Source organism: Carnobacterium sp. TMP28 (assembly GCF_047553015.1).
Classification (GTDB): Bacteria; Bacillota; Bacilli; order Lactobacillales; family Carnobacteriaceae; genus Carnobacterium_A.
Window position 1 is genome coordinate 2014487 of the sequence record NZ_CP180212.1, and the last position, 21007, is coordinate 2035493.

The 21007-nt window shown below is 31.4% G+C and carries 20 protein-coding genes and 1 pseudogene; 9 read left to right on the forward strand and 12 right to left on the reverse strand.

Going from position 1 to position 21007, the window contains the following annotated elements:
- Window positions 1–8: 8 nt before the first annotated feature.
- The 4 genes from ACMHYH_RS09610 to ACMHYH_RS09625 all read right to left on the reverse strand — a co-directional run bounded on the left by ACMHYH_RS09610 (window position 9) and on the right by ACMHYH_RS09625 (window position 3428).
- Window positions 9–578 (reverse strand): DUF4256 domain-containing protein, encoded by a 570-nt coding sequence (locus ACMHYH_RS09610; RefSeq protein ID WP_414839183.1) that lies wholly within the window; start codon window positions 576–578, stop codon window positions 9–11.
- Window positions 565–972 (reverse strand): DUF6508 domain-containing protein, encoded by a 408-nt coding sequence (locus ACMHYH_RS09615; RefSeq protein WP_414839184.1) that lies wholly within the window; start codon window positions 970–972, stop codon window positions 565–567. The genes ACMHYH_RS09610 and ACMHYH_RS09615 overlap by 14 nt, the downstream gene beginning before the upstream one ends.
- Before the next feature lie 246 nt (window positions 973–1218).
- Window positions 1219–2118 carry a haloacid dehalogenase-like hydrolase gene (locus ACMHYH_RS09620; protein ID WP_414839185.1) on the reverse strand — a complete coding sequence of 300 codons (900 nt, stop codon included), beginning with the start codon at window positions 2116–2118 and terminating at the stop codon, window positions 1219–1221.
- Between the two features lie 23 nt (window positions 2119–2141).
- Window positions 2142–3428 carry a PTS sugar transporter subunit IIC gene (locus ACMHYH_RS09625; RefSeq protein ID WP_414839186.1) on the reverse strand — a complete coding sequence of 429 codons (1287 nt, stop codon included), beginning with the start codon at window positions 3426–3428 and terminating at the stop codon, window positions 2142–2144.
- A 293-nt stretch (window positions 3429–3721) separates the two neighbouring features.
- Between ACMHYH_RS09625 and ACMHYH_RS09630 the strand changes: the two genes are divergently transcribed.
- Entirely contained in the window at window positions 3722–4900 is a 1179-nt protein-coding gene (locus ACMHYH_RS09630; protein WP_414839187.1) for an ROK family transcriptional regulator, read from the forward strand.
- Between the two features lie 53 nt (window positions 4901–4953).
- Window positions 4954–5439, forward strand: a complete 486-nt coding sequence (locus ACMHYH_RS09635; protein WP_414839188.1) for a HEAT repeat domain-containing protein — start codon at window positions 4954–4956, stop codon at window positions 5437–5439.
- Window positions 5440–6594: 1155 nt separating this feature from the next.
- Here ACMHYH_RS09635 and ACMHYH_RS09640 read toward each other — a convergent pair.
- The 4 genes from ACMHYH_RS09640 to ACMHYH_RS09655 all read right to left on the reverse strand — a co-directional run bounded on the left by ACMHYH_RS09640 (window position 6595) and on the right by ACMHYH_RS09655 (window position 9992).
- Complete coding sequence (locus ACMHYH_RS09640; protein WP_414839189.1) at window positions 6595–7197, reverse strand: hypothetical protein; 603 nt, start codon at window positions 7195–7197, stop codon at window positions 6595–6597.
- An 81-nt stretch (window positions 7198–7278) separates the two neighbouring features.
- Window positions 7279–7818: a hypothetical protein gene (locus ACMHYH_RS09645; protein WP_414839190.1), complete on the reverse strand. Its 540-nt coding sequence runs from the start codon at window positions 7816–7818 to the stop codon at window positions 7279–7281.
- 78 nt (window positions 7819–7896) lie between these two features.
- Window positions 7897–8607, reverse strand: a complete 711-nt coding sequence (locus ACMHYH_RS09650) for a hypothetical protein (RefSeq protein WP_414839191.1) — start codon at window positions 8605–8607, stop codon at window positions 7897–7899.
- Between the two features lie 98 nt (window positions 8608–8705).
- On the reverse strand, window positions 8706–9992 hold the full coding sequence (locus ACMHYH_RS09655; protein ID WP_414839192.1) for a lipoprotein: 1287 nt from the start codon (window positions 9990–9992) through the stop codon (window positions 8706–8708).
- Between the two features lie 1635 nt (window positions 9993–11627).
- On the opposite strand from ACMHYH_RS09655, the gene ACMHYH_RS09660 reads away from it, so the two are divergent.
- The 6 genes from ACMHYH_RS09660 (at window position 11628) to ACMHYH_RS09685 (ending at window position 15634) form a co-directional block, all read left to right on the forward strand.
- Complete coding sequence (locus ACMHYH_RS09660; RefSeq protein ID WP_414839193.1) at window positions 11628–12041, forward strand: DUF5301 domain-containing protein; 414 nt, start codon at window positions 11628–11630, stop codon at window positions 12039–12041.
- A 623-nt stretch (window positions 12042–12664) separates the two neighbouring features.
- Window positions 12665–12997: a PadR family transcriptional regulator gene (locus tag ACMHYH_RS09665; RefSeq protein WP_414839194.1), complete on the forward strand. Its 333-nt coding sequence runs from the start codon at window positions 12665–12667 to the stop codon at window positions 12995–12997.
- Window positions 12990–13814: a hypothetical protein gene (locus tag ACMHYH_RS09670; RefSeq protein WP_414839195.1), complete on the forward strand. Its 825-nt coding sequence runs from the start codon at window positions 12990–12992 to the stop codon at window positions 13812–13814. The genes ACMHYH_RS09665 and ACMHYH_RS09670 overlap by 8 nt, the downstream gene beginning before the upstream one ends.
- Window positions 13815–13974: 160 nt before the next feature.
- Complete coding sequence (locus ACMHYH_RS09675) at window positions 13975–14496, forward strand: GNAT family N-acetyltransferase (RefSeq protein ID WP_414839196.1); 522 nt, start codon at window positions 13975–13977, stop codon at window positions 14494–14496.
- A gap of 62 nt (window positions 14497–14558) precedes the next feature.
- Window positions 14559–15068 carry a MepB family protein gene (locus tag ACMHYH_RS09680; RefSeq protein ID WP_414839197.1) on the forward strand — a complete coding sequence of 170 codons (510 nt, stop codon included), beginning with the start codon at window positions 14559–14561 and terminating at the stop codon, window positions 15066–15068.
- 173 nt (window positions 15069–15241) lie between these two features.
- Window positions 15242–15634, forward strand: coding sequence for a bleomycin resistance protein (locus tag ACMHYH_RS09685; RefSeq protein ID WP_414839198.1), 393 nt, complete (start codon window positions 15242–15244; stop codon window positions 15632–15634).
- A gap of 216 nt (window positions 15635–15850) precedes the next feature.
- Here ACMHYH_RS09685 and ACMHYH_RS09690 read toward each other — a convergent pair.
- Both ACMHYH_RS09690 and ACMHYH_RS09695 read right to left on the reverse strand, forming a co-directional pair.
- Window positions 15851–16129 (reverse strand): annotated as a pseudogene (locus ACMHYH_RS09690) (type II toxin-antitoxin system PemK/MazF family toxin); the annotation flags it as partial.
- A gap of 187 nt (window positions 16130–16316) precedes the next feature.
- Window positions 16317–17507 (reverse strand): AraC family transcriptional regulator, encoded by a 1191-nt coding sequence (locus ACMHYH_RS09695; RefSeq protein ID WP_414839199.1) that lies wholly within the window; start codon window positions 17505–17507, stop codon window positions 16317–16319.
- A 124-nt stretch (window positions 17508–17631) separates the two neighbouring features.
- Between ACMHYH_RS09695 and ACMHYH_RS09700 the strand changes: the two genes are divergently transcribed.
- Window positions 17632–18606, forward strand: coding sequence for an NAD-dependent epimerase/dehydratase family protein (locus ACMHYH_RS09700; RefSeq protein WP_414839200.1), 975 nt, complete (start codon window positions 17632–17634; stop codon window positions 18604–18606).
- Window positions 18607–18767: 161 nt separating this feature from the next.
- Here ACMHYH_RS09700 and feoB read toward each other — a convergent pair whose 3' ends face one another.
- Window positions 18768–20666, reverse strand: coding sequence for a ferrous iron transporter B (gene feoB, locus ACMHYH_RS09705; RefSeq protein ID WP_414839201.1), 1899 nt, complete (start codon window positions 20664–20666; stop codon window positions 18768–18770).
- The gene (locus ACMHYH_RS09710) at window positions 20656–20901 is read right to left on the reverse strand and encodes a FeoA family protein (protein WP_414839202.1); all 246 of its coding nucleotides are present in this window, start codon (window positions 20899–20901) and stop codon (window positions 20656–20658) included. Before ACMHYH_RS09710 ends, feoB begins: the two co-directional genes overlap by 11 nt.
- Between the last annotated feature and the right edge of the window lie 106 nt (window positions 20902–21007).

The following is a 21007-nucleotide window of genomic DNA, read 5'->3' on the forward strand; positions in this document are numbered from 1 at the left end:
AAATGAACTTATACTCTCACTATCCCTCGAAATCCTCGACCAGCGTAATAGGAGCCAGCTCCATTATGGTATAGAAAAACCTGTCCAAAGCGGTAATCACAAAAAAGAGCGCCACCTAATTTTCTAATAGCAATAGGTGTTTTTACCCAACTAGATGTTTTTGTATCAAAATCACTTTTATCCTGTAATGTTTTGTATTGTTCGACTGATAACAGTTCTATTCCCATTTCTGCAGCCATACCAACAGCATTTTTTTCTGGCTGATTATTTTTTCTCGATTCCAATCCTTCTAAGTCGTAGCAAACTGATCGACGGCCTTTTGGACTTTCTTGTGAACAATCACAAAAGAGATAAGCATCTTCTTTTTCATCGTAACCAATAACGTCTGGTTCACCACCAGTTTCTTCCATCTGACTAAGAGACCAAAGTTTTTTACCACCCTCAGCCAATCTTTTTTCTATCTGTTCCCATTTAAGCTCGCTATGACGACTATTATTCTCATCAAAGCGCTGTTTAAGTACCGCGATTAGCTCATCACGTCTTTTAGATGTTACTTCTTTTTCCTCATTTTTTGTCATACTTAGTCTCCTCTTTTTCTATTTTTTCTTTTTGAAGTATCTCTTCTAATCTTACTAACGCTTCCAAAAATAAGCCTGATTCAATCGCTTCAGCAATGACTCCATCACCGTAACGTTCTTCTCTTTTTAATGAGGTCAAATAACTTTTCACTTCCTCTTTCGTAAATAAAGAGAGATCTTTCTCTTGGATTTTTTCCATATTATCTAAATAATTGACATCGTAAAATGACTGTTGATCTAAATAGTTAAATAATCCCTCTATTACAGCAGGGTATTCAGGATAGGAGAATTGACTCACCTCTAATGACTCCTCTTCATCTTCATCTTTTGTCCACTCAATTTTTTTGATTGTTCTTATTTCTTTAATGTAACTAGCTAAAACGACTGCGTCCATTAAATCAACTCCTCATTTTTCTTTTTAATCTAGTCTCTTGTCTTTATTCTAACCTTTCTTATAAAAAAGTACCATCGAAGCGTTTACTTAAAATTACGACATTAGCTCTCTTTATCAACTACAAAGTGCTAGAAATAAGTCTTAACCTAACTCTGTTTAATGAAAATTAGGCTGAAATATAAAAAAAGATAAGCTTCTAACCCGATAGTTAGAAGCTTATCTTTAATGAAACTTTTCATCAAAATATTAACGGTTAATTGAACGAGAAATCATTGAGACTGTATGACGTTGTCCACGAATTGCTTTGCTCATTGCAAAAATGTTTTCAACAGGAGCAAGACCACCGTATCCTGCATCACCGATGTGTTGAATATCTACACCACACATCTTATTTTGTATCGCCATATACTTAATCGTATCTGCGTCAGAACCTTCTTGACTTGTTCCGATGGCCGTCATAACTAGAGCTCCTTCTTTATGAGCTAGTTTAACAGCTTGCTTTAATTCTTCTTTATCAAAACCAGGTACGGTTCCAATTGATGGAGTCAGAATAATATCTGCTCCAGCAGCAATTAACTCTTTAATAACCGCAAGATCAGCTACTGCTTCATCAACTCCTGCACCATGCATTTTCCCTGCAATAATCAGTCCTGAATAATATTTTTTAGCGTTTTTAACTGTTTCTAGAATTGCCGCATTTGTTACGCCTGTTCCTGGATTACCAGTGAAACAGACAAAATCTAAACCTAATTTTTCGATTTCTTTTAGCGTCTGAACAGTTGCTTGTCTACCTACAGCAATTTCTTCTCGCTGTTCAAGCATATCTGCAGAACTATCAACGGGTTCTAGATTAGCGCCAATTGGACGACCAACTAATTCGTGCAATCGATCAACAAATGATCCCTCGTACTCTCCAATAGCAAAAATAACTGGATTTAATACGTCAATTCCATTTAAAAGAATCAAATCCGCTCCAAACGCACGTGCTATTTCTGAATTGGTAATGTCACCAATGAATGACTCACGTGGTGCTACGTTTTCTGATAGAATGACACGTCCTTCACTTGCTTTGATACTTTGTTTTAATTCTTTTGCACTCATCGCTAAGATTTCTGTAGCATTCGCACTAATTAAGCGTTTAACCATTATTAATGACTTCCTTTCCATTTTTAATACAATGACTCGTTTTCTTCTTGTGCTTTAAAACGTTTTTCAACAGCTAGGAAGAATGGCAGATAAATAAGAATATCTAGTACAATTAATACGATTTGTAAGATTGATCCATTTACACTACCTGTTGTTAAAAATCCACTGAGGATAGGTGGCATTGTCCAAGATGCAACGACTCTTGTTAAAGGAACTAACCCAGTTGCCATTGCCGTATAAGCGACAATCGCATTAACAGCTGGTGCAAGAATAAATGGAATCAATAAAGCAAAGTTTAAAACAACGGGAACACCAAACATAGTAGGTTCATTAATATTGAATAAACCTGGTACAACAGTTATTGGAGCCAATATCTTTGTTTGTTTACTTGTGTGTTTTTTACGAGCGATGTAACCAAGTACCAATACCAATCCAATTGTTGCACCACCACCACCCATATAAACAAAGTTGTCCATAAATGCAACGGTAATGATATTTTTTAATTCTGTTCCTGCTTGATAAGCTGCAGTATTTTCAGCTAAATTAGCAATCCAGATTGGTTGCATGATAGAGTTAACAACGTTTCCACCGTGGATACCAATAAACCATAACAAACTATTTAAACCAGCAACAATCACTGTACCAAAAATATTATTTCCTAATAACCCAAGAGGTCCACCTAAAACAACTTGCGCAAGTTCATGCAAGTTAGGCCAAGACACCATATCTAGAATAGCGTAAGCAATTAACCAAAATGTAATAATGACTGCACCAGGGATAATCGCACTAAAGCTTCTTGCCACAGCTGGTGGAACACTTTCTGGCATTTTAATTTGAATATTATGGTTAATAAACCATTGATAAATAAATGCAGTAAACAATCCTAATACAATAGCAACAAACAAACCACTAGCACCAAGGTAACGAACAGTTAAACCTGCTCCTGTTTCACCTGCAACAAATGGTGTGACCATAACAAATGATGCCATTGAAATAATACCAGCAGCAACACCATCTACTTTGTACTGGCTAGCTAAACTTTGAGCAATCCCAAAACTTGCAACCAGACCAATTAAACCAAAACTACTATCGACGCCTTTCCATAAATAACCAGAAACGCCAACTTCTCCTAACCAAATCTCCCAACCCTTAACTGGAAAACTCGCGATAACCATAAAAATTGATCCTATTATGATTAATGGCATTGCTAACGTAATCCCATCACGTATAGCTGTTAAGTATTTGTTCGCACTTAGTTTTGATGCAATCGGCATCAACTTCTTTTCAATAAAACTATTTGACTCGGACATAAATAACCCTCCTATTAATTATCTTTTATAACTAACTAGTTTGTTGTAAACCCTATCATTTGATTAATTGTTACTATTTAGTTATTAAATAAAGTATATCTTATTCTTATTATTTTGTAAACAACTAATTAGGTTATTATGAATTAAGTTGTTTAATCGTTACAAAAAATAATTAATAAGGTATACTGTACTTATTATCCTTAGCTACTATGAAAAAGTAAAAGCTGCTATTATATAGTTAAACAACGAATGACTAACTTATTTATGAAACAACGAAGAAAGAGGCTATTTCTATGTATTTACCAAAAAAACAAGGCATACAAAAAACAAAGATTTTAGATAAGATTTATGCTACTGGACCTATTTCGAGAATTGATTTATCAAAAAAACTAGCAATCACACCTGCTACAATAAGTGAGATAACAACTAATCTTATCTCAGAAAAGTACATTCATGAATTAGGTGAAGATGAATCAACTAACAAACCCGGTCGTAAAAAAATTCTATTAACTATTTCACCTGGCTATAGTTATTACATTGGTGTCGAACTATCTGATAAGTTTTTATCTTTTTGTTTGAGTGATAATCTTGGAACCCTTATCAAGGAGCACATCCTCACTTACACTAGCTGGGAAACAAAAAAAACAGTTACTGATACTTTATTTTTAGATGAATTGACTCAATTTATCACTCAATGTGAAGACTACAAACCAGCAGCTATCGGCATTGCTGTTCCTGGACATTATGATTCCATTAATGAGAGCATTAAAACAAATAATCCATTCTGGAAAGACTTTTCTTTTAAACACATTCGAGAATCCATTGAACTTCCTATTTATTTAAAAAATAATGTGAAATGTATGGCTATCGCAGAACGATTATTTGGAGAAGATAAACAAGATCAAAATTTTATTTTTCTACATGTTCGTCGTGGAATGTTCTCTACTTATCTATATAATGGAGAAGTATATGCCGATCGTAATTCTTTAATTGGTGAAATTGGTCATACAGTCATTAACCCCAATGGTGAAGTGTGTGAGTGTGGCAAGCGTGGCTGTCTTCAAACATACACCAGTGAATCCTGGATGATCAATAAAGCAAAACTACTTTATGAAAATACACCACACACGTTTCTTAAGCAATTGGTTCCTGAAAAAGAACAACTCTCTATCGATACACTTATCAAAGCTTATCGACTAGGTGATGAAGGTGTGAGTACTATAATCAATCAAGCTATTCATTATTTTTCTATCGCCATTAATAATATGTTGATGATGATGGATTCAGATGTTGTCTATATTCATAGCGAACTATTCAGCGATCCTGAACTAGCGGCCTATTTAAATCAATCCATTGAGGACAATACTTCTTTATTGGATCTTCAAAGTCCTACAAAGCGAATTTTTAAGCCTTATCAGCCAATAAACGGCGCTCTAGGTGCCTGCGGGTTATGTGTGTATGAAACATTATAGAAATCCTGTATTTAATCGAAATAACCTTGTAATAGTAAATCGAACCCTATAATATGGGTAGTAAGAAAGAAACAGAAAGAGGCAACGCATTTATGAAAATTATTCAAGCAGAACCAACAACTATTGAAGAGTTAAAAATACAAGCTATGACAAAAGATGATTGGGAACTTAGACTAGCTGCTGTTCATGAGTTAGCAAAATACGATTGTCAAAAATCACGGTACATCTTAACCAAACTTGCATCAAGTGATCGCGTTTTCGCTGTTAAAGAAGCTGCTTTCAACGCTGCAACAGCAATGGGTATTACAAGAAAAGGTCTTCCACTTGTATTGAAAAGAAGAGATATTGGCTACAGCAGCAAAGATTTTGCTAAAATATTTAGTCGTGTTAAAAGAGACTTAGCTATGGAAGAGTTTGATTTAGAAGCTTTTAAAGCACAATTTCAAGTTGTTAGTTCTGAAATGTATGATGTTATGCAGTACGAAGAACAAGAGAACTTTGATTTGTGGATGACTGCTTTATATGAGAATTTACGTTAAACACTCGTCTAATCAACAAAAAGAACCAACATACAAATTAAAGTATGTTGGTTCTTTTTTGAATAAATTTTACTGCATTAAAAAAAGAAATCTATTCTGTTTTTTGCATATTTCTTACACAATCAATTAAAATAAATTTTGTCGCGCCCTATACCGTGTTGTAAACTAGTAAAGAGTATTTTTTGTCTGAATAAAAAAGAAGATTCATTTATGTATGACATTATAAACGTAAGTAATCAAATGAATACGTTAGGTTTTAGAAATGTTACTTCTAAAAAAATAGATCGGTTCTTTACTATTTGTTCTAGGGTAAGAGAACAAGGTACTCAAAGAGTCATGTTTTCCTTTAAAAAATTAAAAGAACTAACTAATTATAAGTCAACTCTAGAAGATTGACTTTACTGAACTAAACAGATAGACAATAAAAAAAGCTTTTTAACCATCTATTTTAACAAAAAAGAATAGACGATTACAACGCTGGTTAAAGCGTAATTGTCTATTGAGGGCAGACATAAAAAAATAATCCTTTGGGTAAAGAATTCCTGACACACGATTTTATAGAGAATCATGTATTCAGGATCTCGATTTATCAATGTTATTTAAATATAATTCCTGAATGAAAAGTTAATACAAGTAGTAGGCTGTCTGAAGCTAAGTTAATTGATCGTATAATACTCCAGAAATAAATAAGCAGAAATTAGTAAAAATTCTATTCCTAAAGAAAGCATCAAATCGACTAATCTAAAGTTAAATAGTCGATTTTTCTTAAAACTAATTACTTTTATTAAGTTTAATGTGATTAAAATACTTGTTATGATAAATATTCCTCAAAACATCTACCAATATGAACTAAAAAAATGATCCATTATTAAAAACCATCATTTCACATATAATTGCATTTCGTAAGTTTTTATCCATGTTTTTTCTTTTAAACAATCATAGTCTCTTTGCTAACTTCAGGTAATTAGTTGAGATTTATTGATTTTATTAGCTATTCTTCTTGTACACTGACTCTCATTCCTTTATACTTATTAAAAGTAAGCATAAAGGAAATAAAAGGATTTGACTGAGATGATTGATTTAAATGAGAAAACACATATTGGAGAAGTTGTTTTAAATGTTGAGAATTTAATAGATATGAACCATAATTAAATTCTAATCAATTTTTTTCATAACAAATGGAATTGCAAATAATCCTAATATAAAACTGAAAGCAAATAGTAGCCACACGAACATAAATTTAAGATACGGAATAAGAATATAATTTAAAAGAAGTTGCCCAACAAGCTCCATTACTCTAGCAGGTGAATTCGAATAACTTCTTGAATTATTTATACTGCCAGTTCTATAATTTATCCTGTGTTCTTGTATTTTAATACTTGGCATTAGTCTGTCAACATTGCTTTTCGATTGATGATATCCAGCTAAAAGTGAATCTAAAAAAGATTGATTTATTTTAAAAAAACGGTTAAAAAAAGGTAATTGACTTAACATAATAGCTACCCATGGGTAGAAACGAAAATTTATGTAAATCCAGATAAGTATAATGAAATGCATAATAGTTCCATTAATATAATAATTAATGACACCTAAAAACCCACCACTTGGAACATCTGTGAAGAAAGAAATGAATGAAAAAAGAAACATAAAGCTCCAAATTAACAAAGATAAAACTGCCATTGGCATAAAATAATTTTTTTTACTTAGAGAACCTGAAAGTTCCCAAAAATTTTTAATTTTTTGTTTGTTCTGCTCCATCTGTAATATCCCTTTCTCTATATCATATTATTTATTAAATCATATTGACAAAATTATCATTAACTATCATATTATGGTTATTTAACTTAATTGTTCATAAGTTAAGTAAGTAACTATCCATTTCCCTTTTTTTTCTTCAAGTTCGAAGTAATAACGAAAACGTAACTCTGTTTCCATACCAGAATAATTCTGTAGACTTGTTACATAAGCAGTCGCATTAACAGTCTTTCTATCAAGAGTTTCATAGTCGATGTAAATCTTTCTTTCAGTTAATTCTTTAGAGGACTCGTAATCATATATATATTTATCAGCAGAGTCTACTATATAATCAGTATCCATACCTTCTAATTCCTCTTGTGTTGGAAGGATTCCGCTTAATATATCTTTACTAACATAGATTGCTACACTTTCTCGATATTTTTGATAACCTTCTTCATTTGATAAACTATTATCTTGATTAATAAAAGATTGAAGAAAATTATCTACTGTAATATGAATTAATTTAGCTTTTTTAGTTTTTTCATCAATCTTATCTGCTGCAAAAACTCTAGTATTTGCAGTAGATTGATAAATCTTATTGTTTGTTACCTTACCTAAACTAATAGTAAATAAGAATATCACTACCAAAATGGTTATGCTTACTTTTTTCACGCCTTTTCTCTCCCTATATTAAAATGTTACCTAATATTACTCTCTATACTAATTTTCTTTTTTTATGGATTTATCACTAATTACTTCGTATTCGCTGATAATCCAATTATCATCTTGTTTTTCAATGTTAAAAGTGTAAGTACGAAGTTCGTCAAAGGTATCAATACTTCCTTCCATATCTGTTTTAAAATTATAAAAAGCATCAGCAAGGATATTTACTGTCTTTGTATTTAATGATTGCTCATCAATATAAATATTCCTTCTTTCCAATTTATATTCTACTTCCATTAAATTTGAGACAGGCGATATCGTTGAATCATATTCTGAATCTTTAGTAGGTAATGGAAAACCTTGTTCTTTCAATTCTTCATCAGTCGGTTCCAAGCTTTTTAATAGCTCATTTGTTACAAATGGTTCTAATGTTTCACGACGTTCTCGACGAATTTCATCATCAGTATAATTTATAGATTTTTCATTTAACATGACTGTTAAGAATTTATTTACTGCATTAAAGGCTGCTTCACGTTTTCCTGAAATATCAACACTATGATTACTCTTATTTTCTGATTCCAAGGAAACATTTGTTTCAGAAATTGAACCTCTTTTGTTTTTTTCATTACTTTTGGAAATAACTAAATTTGAACTTAATGGTATGCTTTCTGTTGAAGATTGACTTGTACTTATATCACTTTGTTTATCATTGTTTGCGCATGCTACTAACATCATACTAGTTAAACCTACTATTATTAATCGCCTCATTTTTTTCTCTCCTAATTGACATGTGATAACTAAAAACATCGTCGATACACTTTCTCCACTCTGACACAGAAATAAAAATTAAAAAGAACATTATAATATTAATAGTATTTCCCATCTTCCAGTTTCATACGGTAATGATCAAAGTAACCAAAAACGTCACCATACGATGTTGTAAATGCTATGTCAGGAGTTATTTCTTCATTATCTTTTGTGTAACCCACATAATCCTTTCCATTACTATCTGCTTCAACAATTGGAATACCTGATGTTTGAACCATTTCGTTTGGATCTTCGAAGTACATGCGATCTTCTTTTTCTTTTGCTTTACGTTCGTTGAAATCATTGTTTAACGTCATCATTATTTGCGAAGAACTCGGAAGTGAATTTTTTTCAATACCCAAAAATTCTTTCAAATCTTTTTCGCTAAAGGGTTCAAATTCGTAATCAGTGAATTCTGGTTCTGAAGATAGCGTCCTGTCAACATTAAAGATTAAATTATCCCCTTCTTTAGTCAAGTTCTCTGTTTGAATATCTATCTTATGAGTCTTTGCATTCCCATAATAATAGTTTCCACCAGGCAAGTCGGGTTGTCCTTCTTTCAAGTTTACAGCATCATTTAAGAAGTAGTTTCCATCAATGTCTAAAGATACAATCATGTTAGTCATATCATATGACATCAGTTTATTCTTACCATACTCCTTGTCGATGTAACCAGATTGAACACGAATCGAATTATTTTTAATGACTTTTCCTTCTATCATTTGCATTTCTTTGTTGTCTTTGAAGTAGATTAGCTTAGATTGTTCTTCATCTTTTAACTCTCTGTAATCCGTTTTGATTTCGCCATTTGAAGTTGTATAAACAACCTCAGAACCACGTAACTCCCCTTCATTCTTCTTAACATCCATTAATGAATATTCAAAGATCGTATAAAGACCGCTGTCTTCTATTGAGAGAATGTAGTTTTTGTATTTTCTAAACTCTTCAGGTAGCATATCTGCATCATATCCTTGAACTGTCGATTCATTTCGTAAATCACGTGTTTGTCCATGATACATACCAGCTAATTTTGAAGCATCTGTGCTTGTAACAGTCCAACCATCTCTATTCGCTACATCTAATGCCTTTTGGCTGATATATGAGCCTCCCCACCGCTTAAAGTTTTGTTTTTCTATTTCTTTCTTTTCTTTTTCCGCTTCTTCATCTTCCTTTTGTTTTTGTTCTAACTCTTTCCCTTCCTTTTGGTCGTTTTTTATTTGTAGATTTCTTTGTTCTTCCGCGGCCATATTTAATTCAGCTTGACTGCGAACGCCTTCTTTCCCTTTATTTCCGCATCCTGCTAATAGCAACGTACTTACCAACGCTAACCAAACCATTTTCTTCATAGATACAACTCCTATCATTTTTTAAAACTTAACTGTATATTTAGCTATTATTTCCACTTATTCTTATATAATTTAAACATTTAATGATTACTATAGGATAGTCATAAACTTCATCTCTATCATTTTTAAAAATAACTCCCGAGTTAATTCTTAGTTATTTTCTGTATACCCTTTATACTCCAAAGGATCATCTACATTTTTTCACTGCAATTGTCTACTGACTGTATAGATATTCATTTGGAGTGTAAAATTAATACTTAGGACTTTAACTTTCAATTTAATACGTTCTAAATAACTCATTCCTTAATGATTTTACAATTTATATCATTTTTAAATATATCTAAGATATACTCAATTTTTCTTTGGTTATTTAAATAATGAACTTCAGTCACAATTGCTTAAAGATTTATCTTTAATATGTAGTAATTTTTATAACGAATTATATTTAACATATTTGTATATCTTTTTTTGATTCAGATAGTGTCATTGTTTCTATATTCAATTCTTCACATGATACTATGTAATGATATACATTAATGATTAATATTTAGTAACTTAAATTAATAAATTACAAGAATACAACCTTAATGTACATAGAGCCACTCAATAATAGAAATCTTACAATAAATTTACGTATAGAAATTATATTATTCTATTCATTATCTTATCTTTTTATTTTTTTATTAAGTTATATTTAAAAACCTTATTTAATTATAACAGTTACTTAATTATTTTACGACAACTGTTTTTTTAATTGTTTATAAACTGTTTTTTTAATTGTTTATAAACTGTTTTTTTAATTGTTTATAAAATATTTTTTACATTTGAAAGATTATTGTATTAAATTTAGTAAAAATAATTGGTTTTAAAAAAGAGAAGAAACAGATGAATATTAGTTAAAAAGGTGACGTCAAAACCCTAAAAACAACATTTTATTGCCATTCACCAGAAGCCTATGGACAGGCTACACTTAGTTGGACAACCCATCCTATGCCTTTACTGGCATTATTTTTTGTTTACATTTTCCTTTTTTTAATGATTTTTATTCTTTCTAATTTTTTTTACTTTTTTTGTTTATTTATTGTTGCTTTACTAATAAAACAGAAAAAAAGCTTAGTTTTAATAAGGTTCTTTATACACGAATCTATAGAATTTCATGTATGAAACAATTCCTATTTATGTATATGTTATTATTATTAAAAAAGAGAGTAAGTGAGTATTTATATGCTTTTCAGCTTTAATTTTAAGGAGTTGTTACGATGTTTTTTTCTATTCTTAGCATTATAGGAGTATTTTCCATACCTTTATGGGGCATTATTTTTTGTTTGAACTTAATTTCCATAATCGAAAACATACGATATGATAAATTATATACAAAAAATATTTTTTGGTTTACATTCTCATTTGTCCTTATTTTAATTATTTTCACTATCCTTATTCTTTCTAAAAATTAATTTTTTTCTTTTTTATGATTAATCCCCTTAGATTTACCAATAAAAATAAAAAAAGAACCTTAATTTAGTAAGGTTCGGCATACATGATTCTATCTAATTTCATGTATTGTAGTGAATTGTAGTAAGATGAAGTAATTAACTATACACACGTTTTAAATACTTGATTTAAAGGAGTTTTACAATGAGTAAACTTATAAAAATGTCTATTTTAATTTTACTATTGAGTTTAAATTTGTTCGGGTGTAAAAAAGAACCGGTTGCTTTACCTATTGAATCTGATGTAAAGAATATCAGCCTATCAAAAAATATAGAAAACGAAAAAGTTCCCACTATAATTTCAAATGATAAAGAAATTAATCATATTATTAAAAGTATTCAATTAGGTTCTAAAAAAACAAATAAAGAATCTCATAATGACACACCAACAAATGTAAATCATTATATAAAAATAAAATTTTATTTTTTTGATGGTGGAGCTAGTGTAGCCTACCTATACAAAAAAAGAGATAACAATTATATCGAACAGCCTTACAATGGTATATGGAAAATAACACCAGAATCATATGACAACATAATTGGATTACTTAATATGTAACGCTGTTGGTTTATCTGCTAACTTATATTTTTTGATAGAATACGAGTTAGCAGATAAACCATTAATGTTAAAGATATTTAGATAAACTCATATATATTATAGATAAATATAACCCTGCTATTAAAAGGTTCTCGATACACGACTCTATAAGATTTCATGTATATTTTTCAATTTTTTTCACTTAATTTATTAAATAATTTGGAATAAAGATACCAATTAAAACAAATAGCAAAAAAGTACAAAATACCAGGAGCCCATAATAAGCTTCCGTTACGTTTGACATATGCAGCGTACACAAATCCAAGGAATATTAACATTACGATTGCTACCAAATGAATGAGGATTCTTATTATTTTCATATCTACATTCTCCTATACCCCTTTTTTATAGTTTAAATATACTCTTTAAAAATAGAATAACAAAAGGAAGCTTATTTTAATAAAGTTTGGGATACACGACTTTATGCAATTTCATGTATTAAAAGCAACCTATTCATTTGAATGAATGGGTTGCTTCTTTGTTTCATATAAAATTAAAGCATGCAAAAAAATAGCTATTATGCTTTACAACATAGTCTATATTTGATATAACTAACTTGCAAAACAAACTAGAGGAGGGACAGCATGGATAATAAAATTAATTCTCAAATGTTAAAAGGAATTCTATCAGGAAGTATTTTGCTTTTGCTTGATCAAGAAGAATTATACGGTTACAAACTAAGCGAAAAGCTTACAGAGTTTGGTTTTACTGATATTCCTAAAGGAACGATCTATCCTCTTTTGCTCTCATTAGAAAAAAAAGAATTAATTAAGGGAACATTGCGTGACTCTGATACAGGCCCAAAAAGAAAGTATTATTCTCTTACTAAAAAAGGACTAATAGAAAAAAATGAATTTACATTGCAATGGAATAAGTTGAAAGAAAGTGTTGATAATTTAGTAAAAGGAAGTGAATGAATTGGAGAAAAATGAATTAATTAAAACAAATGCTGTCTTACAAGAATCTTTGACAAAAGGAAATGAAAAATATTATGGAGATTTACTTATTTATATTAGAGTAGTGGCACTTTTCAGAGATGTGAAAAAAAGTGAAGAATTATTATTAGAAGTTTTAAGGGATATTTTGGATGCCCAAGAACAAGGTATTTCCGCAAAAGAATATTTCGGAGAAAATCCAAAAAAAGTCGCTGATGATATCATTAAACAGCTGCCTATTAATCTTTTAGATACTGTAAAAATAATTTTAATTGCTTTAGCAAGCTACAGTATTTTCAGTATTTTACCCAGAATTATTTTTCCAGATGAAGAACTGGATATTGGTAGTTTTTTAATAACCGGATTCTATTGGACTGTCATGATTATTTTTGCTCTATGGCTTTTAGGTATTAGCTTATATCGGTTTGAAGATAAACTATCCAAGCTAGTTTTACTTTTATTGGTTGGATTGGGGTTTTCATTTGGCTTTTATATTGATTTTTTAATATCTACACCCTTCAAAGTAAATCTTAGTGGAGATTTAGGCATAGTTACCATCGTTCTTATATCTGGAATAGTACTTTATCTGTTTTATAAAGAAAAAGATAAAAAACCATGGACGCCTTTTATTCCAATTGTAGTTACTTCTGCTATTTTAGGAATTATTGCTAGGATAGATGTTTTCTCAGAATTATTAAGTTCAAAAGAAGGTAAAATAGGTATAGGTGTCATTTTAGGTATCTTGCTTCTCCTTCAATACGTATTTATTTATTTAACCAGCAAACAGTCAAATAAATAATTTTTCTAATAATTTTAAAATAACTGTGCTGTACTGCTTTTAAGAAAAGATAAAATAGAACCTTGATAGAATAAGTATCTGGATACACGACTCTATTTAAAATAGTGTATCCTAAAATAAAGATGACTTTGTCACAATAAGATAACAGGAGATAATTGCAATGAGCATAAAATTAGTCATACCGACAAAAAATTATAAAACTGAAATCATGAATTACAAACAAGAATTTATTGAAAATAAAGACAGTATGGATGGTACAAGTGGATTAGTCAGTGCAAAAAATTTTGAAGAATGGCACCAGATTGTTATCTTAAATTCGAATGAAGAAACTTCAAATAAAGAATTTGTTCCAGCTACTAGCTATCTAGCCGTTTCTACTGATGATGAACGTTTGATTGGTATGATTCAAATTAGACATCGTTTGAATGCTTTTCTATTAAGTAAAGGCGGACACATAGGTTATAGTGTAAGAAAATCTGAAAGAAAAAAAGGGTATGCAACAGAAATGCTAAGTTTAGCCTTGAAAAAATGTGAAAAATTGGAAATTAAAAAGATTTTGCTTACTTGTAATAAAAAAAATAGGGCTTCGGCTAAAACTATTGTTAAAAATGGTGGAGTCTTAGAAAATGAATTTTCACAAGAAAATCAAATTATACAAAGATACTGGGTTAAGTTGAATTAAATTATAATGTTCTAATTCAACTTTACAAAAAATAACTTAACTTTGTACTAAGGAGCGATAGAATGAATCATTTTAAAGAAGCTTTACAGTATATGAACCAGACAATTTACGAACCAAAACAATTAACAGTAGAATCCAGTCAAGAAGAAAAACAAAATGCTGAATATGGTGCAGGCGTATTTCAATTATCTTCTAAAATGATTCGATTTAGAGTCGCAAAAATTACGCCAACAAAAATAGGACAGTTTGTTGCTTTTTGGGAAAAGGATAATAACAATAAAAACCGTCCTTTTTTATTTAAAGAAGCACCTGAGCTATTAGTTGTTACAACTTTTAAAAATAACAAAGAATTTGGACAATTCGTTTTTCCAAAAGACATTCTCGTTAAAAAAAATATACTTCGAACAACCTCCACTACAGGAAAAATGGCTATACGAGTCTATCCTAGTTGGGATACACCAACTAGTAAACAAGCATTGAACACTCAGAAATGGCAAGCATCTTATTTTGTTGACATGAGTACTCATAATCAAGAGTCTATAGATAGACTAATAGATCTATACTCTCTGTGACTTACAAAATACTAAAAAACATGGGCACTAACCTTATCAAATCAATGTTTCTGATGCATGACTTTATCTTAAATAGTGTATCCAGAAAGGAATAATAAGCTTGTTAAAATAAGAATTAAGTAAAACTATTTAAGTATGAATTCAAAAAGATTTTTATAGGAAGTAGGTATAATATGGACTTTAACAAAATGGTACCTGAATTAACTGTTTTTAATATTAAAGAAAGTAAACATTTTTATATCAAAATGTTAGGGTTTAAAATTATCTTCGAACGACCTGAAGATAATTTTATTTTCATAGAATTAAATGGGACCCAGCTTATGTTGGAAGAGTATCATAAAGATGGATGGAATGTAGGAGATATGAGATATCCACTAGGTCAGGGTATTAATTTTGAAATAGAAGTGAAAGATATAAATACTTTGTACGAAAACTTATCGAATAATCAAATTACATTTTATAAAGAGCTTAAAGAAACAATATATAAGGTCGAAGGAGATAGCACACTTCAAAAAGAATTTATTGTTCAAGATCCTAATGGCTATATGTTAAGATTTGTTAGTTAAACTATTTAATCTATTTGTTACGAGATAATTTCAAGAACAATCGTGACTATATTTAAAAAATATAAAAGGATTTGGGTACATTTTATACTTTGGTTGTTACTTTTAAAGTAACATAGAATCTCGCAATAAAGACTCTACTGCTTTTTAAGCGGTAGAGTCCTTTTAAACGTTACTAGCCTTCGTTGCTAAAGGATAACTTTCACTGTTGTAACTATTTTATCGCTTTATTTTTTCATCTTTTTGAAAGATTGCTTTTACTTTCATTAATAATTCATCTGTTAATTTCTCAGGAACATTTTCGATGTAATTATATTTTCTTGCGTTATAATCAATGATAACTAACTGATCGAATAAAACTTTTCCTGAAGATTACGTACCTTCTAAAGGAATGTATAAAGGATAGTTGCGTTCTGTGTTTGATAGTGGAGCAAAGACTGCTATATTAGCATAGTCACTGACACCATGATAACTCAAACAAATATAAGGTCTGTATCCTTATTGTTCATGATATTAGAAAAGTATCTACTTTGTGTAAACTTTCAATTCATTGAAAGTAGAAAGATGATAGACATTATCTTCACTAAAAAGACCTTCAATCAATACACAATTTTATAACCTTTCATGTATCGTAACAAAGTTTCTAGTTGCTTTTTCCTATCTCCAACCTCTCTAAAAATTGGTTTCATTTCTCTCTCTTCACTATTTGTTTTGGCGTAACGCCATAAACGGCTTTAAAATTACGAATAAACGTTGTCGCATCTGAAAATCCGACCAGTATAGCTACTTCTTGAACAGGTAAATTAAGAGACACTAGAAAAGTCTTTCCGATTTGAACGCGAAAGTGAGTGAGTAGTTCTTTAAAGGTTACATTAAACGTTGTCGACAATAAATGATTCAACTTCTTTTTGGATACATTCATGATTAGGGCTACTTCATCTAGGGACAATCCTTTGCGGCAATTTTCAAGAATATAAATAGCTATTTCCCATGCGTCATACGAATTTCCTAAAGACGATTCTCCAGTTACACCTTTTCGGTAGTTAAGTGGCGTAACCCCCATTGTGTTTTTAAAATTTTTATAAAAATAAGCTTCCGTTTGGTACCCGCAAATTTTCCCAATTTGGTTGATAGATAAATCATCAAATTGAAATAAAGCTACAGCATTTCTGATACGCACTTGATTTAATAAAGAATAGAAACTAACCCCTGTAAGTTCTTTTAATTTGTTTTTGATCTGCTGTTCATCTACTGCTAGTTCCTTACTAATCATCTGAAGGGTTACTTGTTCTTGATGATGAATCTGGATGTATTCAAGCGTTTTCCATGTACTATCTCGTTCTAAGCTTTTTTCTTTTAAGGAAACTTGCTGATTTTTATTTGCAAAATACGATAAGTAAGAGACTAGCGAGATATGTAAAACATCCAAATTTTCATTGGTTGTTTGCTTTTCTGCATAAACAGACTCACACAAAAATTCAACCTGTCGTCTAGCTTTTTCATCTAAGGATGCAATTGGGATGGACTTATCTATATTTTTAATCGCGTTTAAATACCGTGTTTTATCCGTACTAATTAGCAACAACAATCCAATAGAAAAACGAATTCGATACAATTCAATTGGACTCTTTTCACTAATCAATAGTCTCGTTACATGATAGGGCATCAGTTGGATGAAATCACCTTGAACAACAGAAAACGTTGTGTGGTTAATTTCAATTTCTCCACTACCTGTTAAAATAACGAGAAATTCAATTTCATCGCGGTAGTGCCTAGCTTCAGATTTGCGAATTTTTTCTTTTTGGATACTCAAATCTGTTGGTTTAAATTTCTTAGAAAAATAATCTACACTTGCATAAGGAAAATTTTCCACCACTGTATCCGCCTCCATTTTATTTCTATTCTACTATATAGTTAGTGTTTAGTCTCTTTTTAATGATTATTTCGATAAGAAATAACTTATACTACATGTGAAAGATAAAACAAAAGGAGCGATAACTATGTCAAAAGTATTTGTTTTAGGCGGAACAGGTTTTCTAGGTTATTACACAATCAAAGAATTACTATCTAAAGGTTACCAAGTTAAAACAATGGCCTTACCTCCATTACCAACCGATGACTTATTGCCTGCTGAAGTAGAATGCAATTTAGGAAACATCAATCATTTATCAGATGAAGATATTCGTGAACTATTAGCTGATTGTGAAGGTTTTATCTATGCAGCTGGTGCTGACGAACGCACAACTCCACAAAAACCTGCAATGAAATTTTTCTATGAAGCTAACGTTCTTCCAACACAAAGATTGGCTCGATTAGCTAAAGAAGCTGGTGTTAAAAAATTCGTTGTCTTCGGCTCTTACTTTGCTGAATTCGCAGAACGTCTACCTGACTATCATTTAAGAGACCAAGCTTATCCAAATACTCGTCTTTTACAAGAACAAGTGGCTTTTGCAGAAGGCGAAGGCAGCATGACGGTCACCTCTTTACGCTTGCCGTATATTTTTGGTACGATGCCAGGAAGAACACCTTTATGGAAAATGTTTACCGACCAAATCAAAGGTCGTCCAGTTTTCCCAGCATTAAAGGGTGGAACAACAATGGTTACCGTTGAACAAGTAGCAGAAGCTGCTGTTGGCGCTATGGAAAATGGCAAACACCGTCATACCTACGCTATTGCAGCACTAAACATGACATTCCAAGACTTCTACCAAATGATGGTTGATGCATTAGGTCAAACAGAGACTACTCAAGTACCTGTCATTGAGTACAGTCAAGTAGAACCAATGTATGCAGAAATGGATAGAAAAGCTGCTGAAAAAGGAGTAGAACATGGTATACACATGACGGTTATGTCTAAAATGCAGACCGAAGACTTATATATTGATCCAGCAGATACTATGACTGCTTTAGGAATAAAAGAGCACGACGTCATTCAATCTATTAAAGAAACGCTCGAAAAGTGTGTAAAAGATTAACTACCATTAGTTCTATTAAGAATAGAATCTAGGTAGTCTAGCCAGTGATTAGAAAGAGGCATCTGCTCAGAAATTATTCTGTGCAGATGCCTCTTTTTTATTAAGCAAACTTCCTATCATGATTGGATCATATTTAGTGTTAGTTAGTCTATCAATAAGATTTAGACCAAATGAAAAAGATGGGCTAAAAAAGTCACAAACATTGTTGTTCCTACTCCCATGACCGTTGGTACTAAAAAAGATATCCAGGTCCATTTGGCACTTTTCGTTTCTTTGTATATCGTCAATAACGCTGTTGAGCAAGGCCAGTGATAAAGTGTAAATAAAATGGTATTCACTGCTGTTAACCAAGTCCAACCATTATCTAATAGAAGCGTTTTGAATTGAGCCAATGAATCAAATTCAAAAAGGGTCGATTTGCTCAAATAACCCATAACCATAATAGGAATAACTATTTCATTAGCTGGCAAACCAAGGATAAACGCCATTAAAATGGTTCCATCTAAACCCATTAAACGAGCAAAAGGGTCAATCGCTCCTGTAACCCAAGTCAATATACTTGAATCACCAATCACTACATTTGCCATGATCCAAATAACTAGTCCTGCTGGTGCGGCAACGATAATCGCACGCCACAAAACAAATAATGCTCGATCAAAAATAGATCGTACAACAACTGAACCAATCTGGGGTCGACGATAAGGGGGCATCTCTAATGTAAATGAAGAAGGGACACCTTTTAGAATAGTTTTAGAAAGCAATTGAGAAATCCAAAAAGTAGTCAAGATACCTAAAATAACCGTCCCTGCAAGAAGAATAGCTGAAAGAAAACTACTTCCTAGACTTACTGAACTGCCTACAAAAAACATCGTGATAATTGAAATTAAAATAGGAAAACGTCCATTACACGGTACAAAATTATTTGTTACAATTGCAATTAGTTTTTCTCTAGGTGAATTAATGATACGAGTTCCTGTTACGCCAGCCGCATTGCAACCAAATCCCATACACATTGTCAGTGCTTGCTTGCCACAAGCTCCTGCATTAGCAAAGTACTTGTCTAAATTGAATGCAACACGTGGTAAATAGCCGAAATCTTCTAGTAAAGTAAAGAGTGGAAAGAAAATAGCCATAGGTGGTAGCATCACGGAAATAACAGTCGACAAGACAGTATAAATCCCATCAATTAACGCACCTCGTAGCCACTCAGGCATATTAATAAATGCCGCAAATTGATTCAAATAAACACCTATCGTACCAAACATACTGGCTAAAGCATTAGATGGGGCGTTTGCACCTTGTATGGTTAACCAAAAAACAACTACTAGCAATAAAATCATAATAGGAATGCCTGTTAATTTTTGTGTCAATATCTTATCTAGCTTGCGGTCACGGCGATTGTAATCTCCTTTTGTGAAAACAATCACATATTTAGCTATGACTGTAGCCCGATCTAATAAGGTTTTTGTATTCTCTTCTTGATTTTCTTTTAAACCATCTAACGCTTTTTTCATATAAGGATTCATTTTCAGTTCTTCAGAGACTACTTTATCTAAAGCAGACATTAAGTTATCTAAGCCTTCATTTTGACGCGCTGCTGTAGCAATAACAGGAACACCTAATAACGATTGTAATTTTTCGATATTAATTTCTATACCTTTTTTTCGAGCTTCATCTATTAAGTTCACGCAAACTACTACTTTATCTGATAGCTGCATAATCTGTAAAACTAAATTTAGATTGCGTTCTAAAGAAGTCGCATCACAGACACAAATTGTTGCTTCAGATAAATCCGATTGAATAAAGTCTTGTGCTACTTCTTCTTCTTCTGAATTGGAAGATAAAGAATACGTACCAGGTAAATCAACTAAACAGTAATACTTATTTTTATATTGGCTCGTTCCTTCTGCAATACCAACTGTTTTCCCAGGCCAGTTACCTGTATGCTGTTTTAAACCAGTCAATTGATTAAAAACTGTACTTTTCCCAACATTAGGATTTCCGGCTAAAGAAATCACATACCCATTTTTTTCATTTTGTAGAATAAATTCATCTGGCATCGTTTTTCTCCTTTAATTCTACTTGTATGTATTTAGCATCTTCATTCCGGATTGCAATAACTGTTCCCCTCACTTCGAAAGCCTTTGGGTCTTTCTTGGGACTGACTAAGACTAACTTAACTACTCCTCCAGGATAAAAACCTAAATCCATTAAACGTTGCTGCATTTGAGCATCAGGATGAGCTACTTTAGTTACGACTACTGAATGATTGCTAGTTAATTTTGATAACTCCATTATAAGACTCCTTCTTTTTAAGGTATACCTAACACTATTTAATTGTACGCCTTAATAAAAAAGGTTTCAATCTTTTTTTATCTATTTTAGTGGAAAACTAATCGAA